9 protein-coding genes are annotated in these 11284 nt (G+C 64.3%); 4 read left to right on the top strand and 5 right to left on the bottom strand.

The window, feature by feature from the left end; all coding sequences use genetic code 11:
• Positions 1-98: 98 nt before the first annotated feature.
• Positions 99-701 (top strand): TetR/AcrR family transcriptional regulator, encoded by a 603-nt coding sequence (locus tag BCL79_RS06685; RefSeq protein WP_019185113.1) that lies wholly within the window; start codon positions 99-101, stop codon positions 699-701.
• A 140-nt stretch (positions 702-841) separates the two neighbouring features.
• On the opposite strand, the gene BCL79_RS06680 is transcribed toward BCL79_RS06685, so the two are convergent.
• The 3 genes from BCL79_RS06680 to BCL79_RS06670 all read right to left on the bottom strand — a co-directional run bounded on the left by BCL79_RS06680 (position 842) and on the right by BCL79_RS06670 (position 5916).
• Complete coding sequence (locus BCL79_RS06680; protein ID WP_121038983.1) at positions 842-3691, bottom strand: TonB-dependent receptor; 2850 nt, start codon at positions 3689-3691, stop codon at positions 842-844.
• 351 nt (positions 3692-4042) lie between these two features.
• Positions 4043-4867, bottom strand: a complete 825-nt coding sequence (locus BCL79_RS06675) for a hypothetical protein (RefSeq protein WP_183073752.1) — start codon at positions 4865-4867, stop codon at positions 4043-4045.
• 152 nt (positions 4868-5019) lie between these two features.
• Entirely contained in the window at positions 5020-5916 is an 897-nt protein-coding gene (locus tag BCL79_RS06670) for an Hsp33 family molecular chaperone HslO (RefSeq protein WP_121038977.1), read from the bottom strand.
• A 79-nt stretch (positions 5917-5995) separates the two neighbouring features.
• Between BCL79_RS06670 and mtgA the strand changes: the two genes are divergently transcribed.
• From mtgA to BCL79_RS06655, 3 genes are read left to right on the top strand one after another with little or no spacing between them, the layout of a single operon-like run.
• Complete coding sequence (gene mtgA, locus BCL79_RS06665) at positions 5996-6745, top strand: monofunctional biosynthetic peptidoglycan transglycosylase (RefSeq protein WP_121038974.1); 750 nt, start codon at positions 5996-5998, stop codon at positions 6743-6745.
• A gap of 39 nt (positions 6746-6784) precedes the next feature.
• A complete protein-coding gene (locus BCL79_RS06660) occupies positions 6785-7804 on the top strand; it encodes a glycosyltransferase family 2 protein (protein ID WP_121041190.1) in 1020 nt (339 codons plus the stop codon).
• The gene (locus tag BCL79_RS06655; protein ID WP_121038972.1) at positions 7764-8195 is read left to right on the top strand and encodes a CBS domain-containing protein; all 432 of its coding nucleotides are present in this window, start codon (positions 7764-7766) and stop codon (positions 8193-8195) included. Before BCL79_RS06660 ends, BCL79_RS06655 begins: the two co-directional genes overlap by 41 nt.
• A 63-nt stretch (positions 8196-8258) precedes the next feature.
• Here the strand turns inward: BCL79_RS06655 and BCL79_RS06650 are convergent, their stop codons facing one another.
• Both BCL79_RS06650 and trhA read right to left on the bottom strand, forming a co-directional pair.
• Entirely contained in the window at positions 8259-10241 is a 1983-nt protein-coding gene (locus BCL79_RS06650) for an AsmA family protein (RefSeq protein WP_183073688.1), read from the bottom strand.
• 400 nt (positions 10242-10641) lie between these two features.
• A complete protein-coding gene (gene trhA, locus BCL79_RS06645) occupies positions 10642-11277 on the bottom strand; it encodes a PAQR family membrane homeostasis protein TrhA (RefSeq protein WP_088432947.1) in 636 nt (211 codons plus the stop codon).
• Positions 11278-11284: the final 7 nt, after the last annotated feature.

Here is an 11284-nt window from a genome sequence, read left to right as displayed (position 1 = left end):
GGGGTATGGTGGGCACATCCCTTGTGCGGCGAGGCTCCAGGCCCCCATGAGCACATTGACGTACTGCAACCAACCCCGGCGTATGGTTAAATCCACCTATGAATGAACCCGAAGCTTCCGCCGGCGAGCCACGTGCCGGCCGCAACAGCCGCCTCAGTGCTGAAGACTGGGCCCAGGCCGCACTGGATCTGATTGCCGAACAAGGCGTGGGCGCGGTCGCGGTGGAACCGCTGGCGCGGCGCCTGGGTGTCACCAAAGGCAGCTTCTACTGGCACTTCCCCTCGCGCGATGCGTTGCTGCAGGCCGCGCTGGAGCGCTGGGAGCTGTTCGAACAGGAGCAGGTGTTCGGCAGCCTGGCCGACGTGACCGATCCGCGCGTGCGCCTGCGCCAGCTGTTCCAGGTGGTGGCGCATGAAGTGCAGCCGCACATCATCTACAGCGAACTGCTCAAGGCGCTGGACCACCCGATGGTGCGTCCGGTCATCGACCGGGTCTCGCATCGTCGCCTGGAGTATCTGGTCGCCTCGTTCCGCCAGGCGGGGCTGAGCCGGACGGATGCGCAACACCGCGCGCGACTGGCCTATGCGGCCTATGTCGGCTTCCTCCAGCTGTCGCTGCAGCTGCAGCAGCCCAAGCAGGCCCGCGAAGATTTCGAGGCCTATGTGGAGCACGTGATCGAGACGTTGATTCCGCTCGGTTGACCGGCCCGTGACAGGCATGCAGAAGGCCGCGGAAACGCGGCCTTTTGCATGCGTGCCGTTTGCTGGCCACGCGCACCAGCACAAAAAACAACGGCCCCTTTCGGGGCCGTTGCATCAGACGTTGTTGATCAGTGGATCGATCAGAACTTCTGGTTGTACTTCAGGTAGACGAAGCGACCGATGTCGAAGCCGCCGTAGTAGGAGAAGCTGGAATTCGGCTGCGCATACATTGCCGGGCCGACCTTGTTGAACACGTTGTTGGCGCCGACGGAGATGCTGGCGTTCCACGGAGCTGCGTAGGACACCTGCAGGTCGTGGAAGGTCACTGCGCCGGTACGGTTCTGCGGATCGATGTTGCCCTGCGTTTCCGGTGCCGAGAAGTCCGGCAGGTTGCAGCGATCATCGAAGTAGCACGGTTCCTTGGTGCCGGAGAAGTAGCGCAGGCCCCAGTTCACCGACCAGTCATTCAGGCTCCAGCCCAGGTTGAAGTTGGAGCGGATCCGGAAGGTGCTGCCGTAGCCGTTGGCCTGATTCGGCACGGTGTCAGCTTCGTTGGTGGTCTTCGTCTCGTACTTGCTGACGTAGGTGGTGGCCCACTTGGCGCTGACGCGACCGTAGTCGGTGTCCAGAGCATAGTTGACGTCGATATCGAAACCTTCGGTTTCGGTATAGCCGGCATTACGGTTGCCGTAGACCAGGGTGCCGACGATGTTGCCCAGCGACGGATCACGCTGGAACAGTGCGCAACGCGAGGTGACCTGGTTGACATAGCAGTCGCGCAGGATCGTGTTGGCGCTGTCCGAGACGATGGTGTTGTCGATGCGGATGTTCCACCAGTCGACGCCCACGCTCAGGCCACTGACGTAGCTCGGGCTGTATACGAAACCGACGGTCTTGGACTCCGAACTTTCCGGGGTCAGCAGCGGGTTGGAGCCCGAAACGAACGGCACCGGGCTCTGTGCTGCCGAGCCGACGGTCGGGATGAAGCCCTGCTGCAGCTGACGGTAACCCGGGCCGACGGCGGCCAAGCACTGCGGGCTGCCGCCGACGCTGCCATAGACGCTGTCGCACGGATCGACGAAGCTGGTCACGAAGGTCTGCGAACCGCCGCCGTAGAGGTCACCGATGGTCGGGGCGCGGAAGCCCTCGGCATAGGTGGCCCGGACCAGCAGGTCGTCGATCGGACGCCACTTCAGGCCGAACTTGTTGTTGACCGTGTCACCGAAGGTGTTGAAGTCGGAGTAGCGGGTAGCCACGTCCAGCGTCAGTTCCTTGGCGAAGGCAAGGTCGGCCAGGATCGGGATGTTCAGTTCCAGGTAGAACTCGTCGACCGCGTAGGAGCCTTGGGTCGGGCCCGAGGCCAGGTTGGTCGAGTCGCCCGACTGGGCGATGGCATCCGGACGGAAGTTGCCATCCTCCTTGCGGTACTCGTAGCCGACCGCGAAGCCCAGGTCGCCGGCCGGCAGCGGGACGATGGTACCCGACAGGTTGGCGAAGTAGTTGTTCGTGGTGGTCTTGCCGGTCGCATGTTCCTCACGGTAGAGGTACTTTTGAACGTTCGGATCCGCCAGCGAATTGGCAACCGCGCCGGTGCCGAAGCCCGCGAAGGGATTCCACGGCACGCAGCCCGGGATCGCCGCGGCGGGCGAGGTGCCCGTTGCGGGCGTGTAGCACTCCAGCTGCCCCTGCGCATTGACGCGCGACGGGCCCACCGCATTGCGCACGGCCGGGATGTAGAAGTTGCCGTTGTTGGTGATGTTGACGTTGTTTTCGTTGTACAGGTAGCCGGCATCCCAGTTGAAGTACCGGTCACCAATCTCGAACGCGCCTTCCAGCGACGCGGTGAAGCGCCAGGTCGTCATGTCGGTATCGGTGGTACGCGGCACTTCCCAACCACGACGGCGCCAGTTGACGGCCGAAGCGCCACCGGTCGGGTTGAAGGCGCTCAGCGCCGACATCGGGGTGTTCACGCCGGCGGCCTGCGACTGCAGCGGGTAGCCTGCGATCTGACGGTTCGACTCACGCTTGGTGTAGGACAGGTCGCTGGTGAAGCGGACGTTGTCGGTGATGTCGTAGTTGGTGTTGACGTACAGCGAACGGCGCTCCAGCGGCGTCAGCAGGTGCATCTGCTCCGTCGAACGGCTGCGGTCATCGGCGTTCTGGTCATGGAACTGGCTCGCGCCCAGGGCGGTGCCGCCACGGTTCGGTGCCTGCCAAGCGCCGGTGGTGCCGCGACGCCAGTTACCCCACTGGCCGACGACGGAGTAAGCGCCACCGTCACCGACGCCCGGGTAGGTGTCCAGGCTGAACGGACGATCCTTCGCCCAGACGCCCTCTTCCTTGTGGTACTCGGCACCGACGGTGACCGAACCGCGATCGCCGGAGAAGCCGACCATGAAATCAGCGGTTTCCTTCTTGCCGTCGCCCTGGCTGTACTGGCCGGTGTAGAAGTTGGCTTCAGCACCGTCGAAGTTCTTGCGGGTGATGATGTTGATCACGCCGGCCATGGCATCGGAGCCGTAGATCGACGAGGCGCCGTCCTTCAGGACGTCGATGCGCTCAACGATGACGGTCGGGATGGTCGAGACGTCCTGGAAGCCGTCCGGCGAAATGCCCAGACGCTTGCCGTTGACCAGCACCAGCGTACGCTGCGGGCCCAGGTTGCGCAGATCGATGTACGAACCACCGGCTTCCTGGTTGGAGGTCAGCGGCGAGGCGCGGCTGAACGACGGGCTGCCCGCGGCAGAGATGTTCTGCAGGATGTCCGCGACCGAGCTGAAGCCCTGGTTCTGGATGTCTGCGCGGGTGATGGTCAGGACCGGCTGGGCGGTTTCCACGTCAACCTGGCGGATGCGCGAACCGGTGACCGAGATACGGTCCAGGTTGGTGGTGCCAGTGGTTTCCTGAGCGACGGCGCTGCCGGTGCCGGCAGCGCTGGCGATCAGCGCGAGGACGACGGCGTCGCGCAGTTTGTTGCTGTTGCGGTTCATTGGGCTCTCTCTCCAAGTTGACTTGGGTGCAACGTGTTGGGATGGGCTTCAGCGCGGGGACGAAAGGCGTTCCCAATCCGTGAAGCTGACTCGATAGTAACCACGTGCAACTAAAAATTAAAGAGCCGTTAATGTTCCATGTGATTTAGGTGAAATTCGGCAAAGCCTTTGCGGTGTAAGGCTTTAAGCGATATCTACAGCCTAAACAGTCTCATTTGTTAAGATTTTTGTTAAAAAAAATTCACCCTGAATGGGCCGTGCGCGCCCTTGACAGGCAGCCCAAATGAAAAAGGGCGCCTCATGGAGGCGCCCTTTGGATCACGTGTATTGACGGGTCGTCGCAAAGACAGGTCAGAGATCCTGCTCGTACCGCACGTAGGGCACGGTGCCTTCGTCGGTGCTCTCGTTGCGCGGGGCGAACGGATTCTTGCCACGGGTGACCACGTTTTCGGCACCGACGGTGAGCTGGCCGCTCCACGGGGTGCGCCAGGTCAGGCCGACGCCCAGGCCTTCCCACTTCCCGGGCTGGCCGGGTACATCGACCACACGGCCAATGATGTTGCCGCTGAAGTTGCCATAGCCGGCGCCGATGGTGAGGCTTTTGCTGTCCCAGCGGTCGACGATCGCCGGTGAGGCATCCGCGATGGGGACCAGTCGCGCTTTGGCGTAGGTGCCACCGATCGAGACGAAGCCCTCACGGCCGATGTTCTTCTGCCCGAAAACAGTCAGATCGTTCTGTTCGGCGCGCAGCGATGGGGATTTGTTGGGGCCAGCCAGCCAGGCGGGTAAAGTGTCGCGGCCGCTGCCGGCGGTGATGCCCACGCGGCCACCGGGGCGGTTGAACGCGGCGGTCCCACTGACGCGGCGGCTGAGCGTGTTGTCCTCCTCATCGCCCAGCGTCGCCAGCATGCAGTGACTGGCCAATCCGCTGATGCTGGTGCCGCGGCTGCTGTTGCACAGCAGCCCCAGAGAGTCACCCGAGGACAGGCCGAAGGCCGCATCCAGCGAGCTGCGCCCGAAGTGCCAACGGGCACCAACGGCCTGTTCGCCGGTCGGCTCCAGGTAGAGCAGCGCCTCGACCTTGCCGCTGCCCTTGTTCCAGACCGGCAGCACGGTGCCGTCCTGCTTGCCCTTGGCCTGCGCATGCGCGCCCGAGATCGCGCCTAGGGCGATCATCAGGGCCAGCGGTAGACGCAGAAGGGAATGCATGGGAACTCTCAGACAAGCGCGGTGAACACAAGTTCCCGCCGAAGCGGGAGATTGATCCTAGGGCGTTTATGATTTCTTAACAAGTCTTGGTTCTCCCCAGAACAAAACTCGTAGCAAAATTACTGAAGCCGTTCAGGTGCCGGCGAAGATACGTCCATCTCGCGGAACAGTATGTCGAATTCCGTCAAGGGAAAGTGATACTCCTGCCCGCAGAATTCGCAACGCACTTCGACCGCGCCCGTAGGCTCGGCGGCGGCCCGGGCCTCCTCTTCGCCAATGGACTGCAGCATGCCTTCGACCCGCTCGCGCGAGCACGAACAGGCAAAGCGCAGGGCCTTGTCGCCGAGCAGTTCCGGCGTCTCTTCATGGAACAGGCGGTGCAGCAGGTCATGGCCCGGCACCTCCAGCAGTTCCTGCTTGCCCAGGGTCTCGAACAGCGCGCTGGCACGCGACCAGCCGTCCTGATCGCCTTCATCGCCCGGCAGCTTCTGCAGCAGCAGGCCTGCGGCGCGGGTGCCGTCGGCGGCCAGCAGCAGGCGGGTGGGCAGCTGTTCGGACTGGCGGAAATAATCTTCGAAGGCTTCGTCCAGACCGGCTGCGGTCAGACCGACCAGGCTCTGGTAGCGCTGCGGTTCGCGCGGGTCCAAGCCGGGGTTTTCGATGGTGATCGCCAGCAGCGCATCCTCGCCCAGCGCGGTCAGGTCGCGCGGCGCGTCGCCGCCGCCGTCGGCCAGCTGGACGATGCCGCGCAGCGTGCCGGCCGCGGTGCACTCGGCGAACAGGGTGCGCATCGCGGTGTTGCTGCGCAGCTGGATCGACAGGCGGCCATCGACCTTGGTGTGGCCGGTGAACAGCGCCGAGGCCACGCTGGCCTCGCCGAGCAGTTCAGCGGCGCCGGGCGGATAGACCGCGTGCGACAGGATCTCCCGCCAGGTGTCATCAAGGTGCACGTGCACGCCGCGGACGCCGGCATCGGGGAGCAGGAAACGGACAAGGGAGTCGGATTGGGCGGTCATCGGTTCGGTGGCTGCGCGAAAGGAGTGCCGGTTGCCGGATAATGCGCCGACAACCGTGCAAGTAAAGGATGCACCAGTAATGGGGGCAGAGCGCAGCAACCTCAAGGTCGAGCCGGACCTGGAACCGTCACGTCCCCGCCGCCGGCACTGGAAGCGGCTGCTGTGGCTGCCGGTACTGTTTGTCGGCTTCAGCGTGCTGCAGGTGCTGGCCCTGCGTTTCATCGCCCCCCCCGTATCCAGCGTGATGCTGTGGCGCTACGGCGAAGCGTTGGGGGAGGGCGATTGGAGCTACCGGCTGCACTACCAGTGGCGCGACCTGGACCAGATGGCGCCGAGCCTGCCGATCTCGCTGGTGGCCGCCGAGGACCAGCGCTTCCCGGAGCACAACGGCTTTGACCTGCAGGCCATCGAGAAGGCGCGCGACCACAACGCACGCGGCGGCCGCCTGCGCGGGGCCAGTACGATCAGCCAGCAGGTCGCCAAGAACCTGTTCCTGTGGCAGGGCCGCAGCTGGATCCGCAAGGGCCTGGAGGTCTGGTACACGGTGTTGATCGAAGCGCTGTGGCCGAAGTCGCGGATCCTGGAGATGTACGCCAACATCGCCGAGTTCGGCGACGGCATCTATGGCGCGCAGGCCGCGTCCCGGCAGTACTGGAACAAGGACGCGTCGCGGCTGAGCCCGGCCGAAAGCGCGCGGCTGGCGGCGGTGCTGCCAGCACCGCGGCGTTACAACGCGGCCCAGCCGGGGCCCTATGTCCAGCGCCGCGCAACATGGATCCAGCGGCAGGCGCGGCAGCTGGGCGGGAGTGGTTACCTCAGCGAAGACTGAGCGTTCATGTACGTGATTGGCGAACGCTACAATCGCCGCATGAACAGCCCACGCCTGACCGTCGTCGTCGCCGCCCACAATGAAGCGCTTGCCTTGCCGATGCTGCACCCACGGCTGCGTGCGGTGCTCGATGGATTGGTGGGCATCGACGGCCGGGTGTTGTATGTGGACGACGGCAGTACCGATACGACCTGGGACGTCATGCAGGGATTGGCCGCTGCGGACGGCTGCGTCGGCGTGCTGCGGCTCTCGCGGAATTTCGGCAAGGAAGCGGCGCTCACCGCCGGGCTGGATTTCGTCGACGACGGTGCGGTGATGATTCTCGATGCCGATGGTCAGGATCCGCCGGAACTGATTCCCGAGTTTGTTGCGCTGTGGCAGCAGGGCTATGACAACGTGTACGGCACGCGCCTGGTGCGCGACGGCGAAAGCTGGCTCAAGCGGTCAACAGCCAAGGCGTTCTACCGGGTGATCGGGCGGCTGTCCAAGACACCGATTCCGGCCGATACCGGCGACTTCCGCCTGTTGTCGCCGCGCGCGCTGCAGGCGCTGGGTCAGCTGCGTGAGCGCCACCGGTTCATGAAGGGGCTGTTCGGCTGGGTGGGCTTCCGGCGCAAGGCCCTGCCTTACCATCGCCATGCGCGGCTGGTCGGGGAGAGCAAGTTCGGTTTCTGGCGGCTGTGGAACTTCGCGTTGGAAGGGATCACCGGGTTCTCGACCGCGCCGCTGCGGGTGACCACCTATCTGGGCCTGGTGGCGGCGAGTTTCGCGTTCCTGTTCGCGCTGGTCGTGGTGCTCAAGGCCGCGCTGTACGGCGACCGTGTCGCTGGGTGGCCGACGATGATGGCGGTGATCCTGTTCCTTGGCGGGATACAGCTGATCGCGCTGGGCCTGATCGGTGAGTACCTGGGCCGGCTGTACGAAGAATCCAAACAGCGCCCGCTGTACCTGATTGACACCTGGCAGGCCCCGTTCGTGGCAGACTCGGCCCTGCATCCCATCGGTGGAGAGCAGCGAGATGACCACGGTACGACAGCTGTTGGAAGGCAAGTCCCCTGAGGTATTCGCAGTAGCCCCGACGTCGGCGGTGATCGACGCTATCCGGTTGATGGCTGAAAAGGGCATCGGCGCGGTCCTGGTGATGGAAGGCCGGCAACTGGTCGGCATTCTTTCCGAACGCGATTACGCACGCAAGATCGTGCTGCACGAACGCTCGTCACGCACGACCGAAGTCCGCGAGATCATGACCCCCAAGGTGGTGACCGTCGCGCCAGGCGAGCAGGTCGAACATTGCCTGCAACTGGTCACCGATTACCGCATCCGTCACCTTCCGGTGGTCGATGGCAACGGTGTCCTCGGCGTCATCTCGATCGGCGACCTGGTCAAGTCGGTGATCGACGAACAGGCACAGAAACTCGATCAGCTGCAGCAGTACATCGTCGCCGGTTGAGCGTCGATCCATGCTGTCCGGCATGCCGGCCATGCGTCGACATCCGGCCAGAACGGGCCGGAATCACTTGGCGTAGCGGCCACCGCAGTTGCTGTCCTCGCCCGGCCCGGTTTCGATCGTCGCCAGCAGCGCAGCGGGCGGGGCAATGCTGCCCAGCGCCAGGGCGATCGCCCCGCGGATGCCCAATGCCTTGAAGTCCGGCCGGAACGAGGGATCCTTGAACGTGCCACCGATGCGCAGCGGCGAGCGCAGCGCCAGGATGCTCATGTCCTTCGGCCGCGGCCGCAGCAGCAGATCCAGCTGCTCCTGCTTCAGGTCCACCTTGCCCTCGCCGAGAATGAGCGTATCGGTGGTGTCGAAGGCCAGCGAACGGGACTGCATCACGCCGTTGTCCACCCCGAAGTCGCCCCATGCGCAGCGCAATGGGATCTGCTTGTCACCGGTGAACAGGAATTTCAGTGATTCGGCCACGTCCAGCCCGGCCAGCTCCATGATCAGATTGCCGACATGGCCGCGGCCGATCCCGACCGCCACCGTGCCATCGGAACTGCCCAGCATGGCGGCGATGGAATTGCCCTGGCCGGTCAGCTTGACCTCACCACTGATGCCGCCGGAGGCCTGCTCGGCCAGTGTCGCATCGGGGAACAGCTTGCCCAGCTGCACGTTGCGGATGGTGGCCTGCAACTGCGTGGAAATAGCCTGCTTGCGGGCATCCATCCGGATCGTGCTGCGGATATCACCGCCGGCCACACCGAAGTTCAGCGGTTCCAGGCGCAGCAGCCCGTCATTGAGTTTGAGGTGCGCATCCATGTCATCCAGCGGCAGTGCCGGTGAATTGATCCGCTGCGCTTTCCAGCGCACATCGGCATCCATCGCGCGCAGCTTGGACAGGTTGTACGGCGTATCCGGCAGCACCTTGGCACTGGCTGCCAGCGCGGCCGCCTTCGCCTTCTGCTCGGCGTTGGCAGACTCCCCCGCGCCGGTCTTCGGCGGTGCCCCGATGAAGCCGGCCAGATCGTCGAAGTCCAACCGTTTGGAGACCAGATCGGCCGTCAGGAACGGCCGGTCACCGCTCACATCGATCTGCGCGGTCCCGCCCAGATCGCTGTCACCGGCGGTACCGGTGAAATTCTCATAGCGCCAGATCGCATTGTCGCGCTTCAACCGACCGTTGAGCCGGTAGGGCGGGGTGGAGGGAATCGCCACGCCGATCAGCGGGAACAGATCCTCCATGTCCTGCCCGCTCAGCATCAACTCCAGATCGAACACGCGCAACTGGAACGGATTGGTCAACGTCCCACTGGCGATCGCGTGCGTATTGCCGGCGCGCCCATCCAGATGGATGCGGAACGGATGCCCGGTATTGGTCAGCTCCAGCGGCGACTCGGTATTGCCCGCCAGCGAGAACGGATTACCCTGCCAGCGCCCTTTGCCCTTCACCAGCAGCGGCGGACCACTGTCCTTGTCGCGTGGCTTGCCACTGTCGAGCGACACCAGCACATCGGTCCGGCCCGCCGCATCCCGGAACTGCAGCCGCCCATCATCGACCAACAACCGCTGCAGCACCGGCGGATCACCGTCGCTCGGCCCCAGGAAATCCCAATTGCCCGGCTGATTCTTCTCCGGGGCCGTTTCCAGCAACAGATCCGGCCGCGTCAACCGGATCTCCGGAATCCGTACCTGCCCACGCAGCAGCGGCCACACCCGCACATCGATCTCCACCCGATCCGCCGTCGCCATCTGCGGCTGCTTGGCCCACGTCGCATTCGCAAAGGTCAGCCCATCGCCCCGCACCGTCGTCACCCGGCCCAGATCGACATCCAGATCCCCGTTGATATGGAACTCCCGCCCCGTCTTGGCCTGCACCGCCCGTTCCACCGGCCCCTTGAACCAATTCCAATCCCACAACGCGATCAGGATCAGCAGCGCAGCGAACAGAAACACCAGGATCGCCAACCACCGCTGCCCCCGCTTGCCAGGACGACGCCAGCGCCAGCGGGAACGGGAAGGAGCCTCGGACGGAACAGGGGAGGGCACAGTATTCACATCCCCATGGTTGCCCTTGCATCGTGCAGGCAACGCGAAGCATTGGTAAGGGTAGTGTCAGGGTGACGCGTGTCGACCATCGGGGTCGCCGTTGTAGACGCCTTCGGGAGGCGCGGCGCGGTCCCCGTGTGAGGCAAGTCTCGGCATCCGATCCAGCCAGGATCTTGACCTTCCCAGGCCACCAGCCAGCCGTGAGCAGGGCGGTGCGGGTGGGTTGGCGGGACCATGAGCGCCATGGATGGCGCGACATGAGCCTCCATGGATGGATTCACGGCGTGTCCCGCCAACCCACCCGTGCCGACCCCGCCTGGCGCATTCCTGACGCCCGAGTCGCTCTTGCAGTTGTTCTTGCTACTGCGGGTGCCGTTGCCGTTGCTCTTACCTGGCAGGAACAGGGCAGTCAGAGAATCTGCGCAGTCACCGCAACGAAGTGGCACACACTCCCGCCGATCACGAACAGATGCCAGATCGCATGCGAATACGGCACCGACTCCCGGTGATAGAACACCGTCCCCAACGTATAGAACACACCGCCCGCCAACAGCCACCCCAGCGTCCACGCATCCAGCGAATGCCACATCGGCTTGATCGCCACCATCACCATCCAGCCCATCGCGATATAGATGATCGTCGACAGCAGCTTGAACCGGCCGGTATAGAACAGCTTGAACACCACCCCGAACAGCGCCAACGCCCAGATCGCGGTGAACATGCCCCAGCCCCACGGCCCCCCGCGCAGACCGATCAGCGTGAACGGCGTGTACGTACCGGCGATCAACAGATAGATCGCACAGTGATCGAACACCTTCAACCGGCCCTTGGCGACCGGGTGCTGGATCGCGTGATAGAGCGTGGACGCCGTATACAACAGCAGCAATGCCACCCCGAACACGATCGCGCTGGCCAGCTGCCAGCCGTCGCCATAGATGGCGGCCAAGGTGATCAGTACCGCACTGCCAGCCAGTGCAGCGACGGCGCCAAGCCCGTGGGTCAGGGCGCTGGCGATTTCTTCTCGAACGGAAACGACAGAGGTCATGGCGATG

It is taken from the genome of Stenotrophomonas rhizophila (assembly GCF_003651185.1).
GTDB lineage: Bacteria > Pseudomonadota > Gammaproteobacteria > Xanthomonadales > Xanthomonadaceae > Stenotrophomonas > Stenotrophomonas maltophilia_Z.
Note: the sequence above shows the minus strand (reverse complement) of the source record. Positions and strands in the feature narration are given on the sequence as shown.

What these genes read in the sequence shown, in the direction of transcription:
- BCL79_RS06685 (WP_019185113.1), top strand. Translation starts at nt 99, where the DNA reads ATGAATGAACCCGAAGCTTCCGCCGGCGAGCCACGTGCCGGCCGCAAC.
- BCL79_RS06680 (WP_121038983.1), bottom strand. Translation starts at nt 3,691, where the DNA reads ATGAACCGCAACAGCAACAAACTGCGCGACGCCGTCGTCCTCGCGCTG.
- BCL79_RS06670 (WP_121038977.1), bottom strand. Translation starts at nt 5,916, where the DNA reads ATGACCGCCCAATCCGACTCCCTTGTCCGTTTCCTGCTCCCCGATGCC.
- BCL79_RS06655 (WP_121038972.1), top strand. Translation starts at nt 7,764, where the DNA reads ATGACCACGGTACGACAGCTGTTGGAAGGCAAGTCCCCTGAGGTATTC.
- mtgA (WP_121038974.1), top strand. Translation starts at nt 5,996, where the DNA reads ATGGGGGCAGAGCGCAGCAACCTCAAGGTCGAGCCGGACCTGGAACCG.
- BCL79_RS06675 (WP_183073752.1), bottom strand. Translation starts at nt 4,867, where the DNA reads ATGATCGCCCTAGGCGCGATCTCGGGCGCGCATGCGCAGGCCAAGGGC.
- BCL79_RS06660 (WP_121041190.1), top strand. Translation starts at nt 6,785, where the DNA reads ATGAACAGCCCACGCCTGACCGTCGTCGTCGCCGCCCACAATGAAGCG.
- trhA (WP_088432947.1), bottom strand. Translation starts at nt 11,277, where the DNA reads ATGACCTCTGTCGTTTCCGTTCGAGAAGAAATCGCCAGCGCCCTGACC.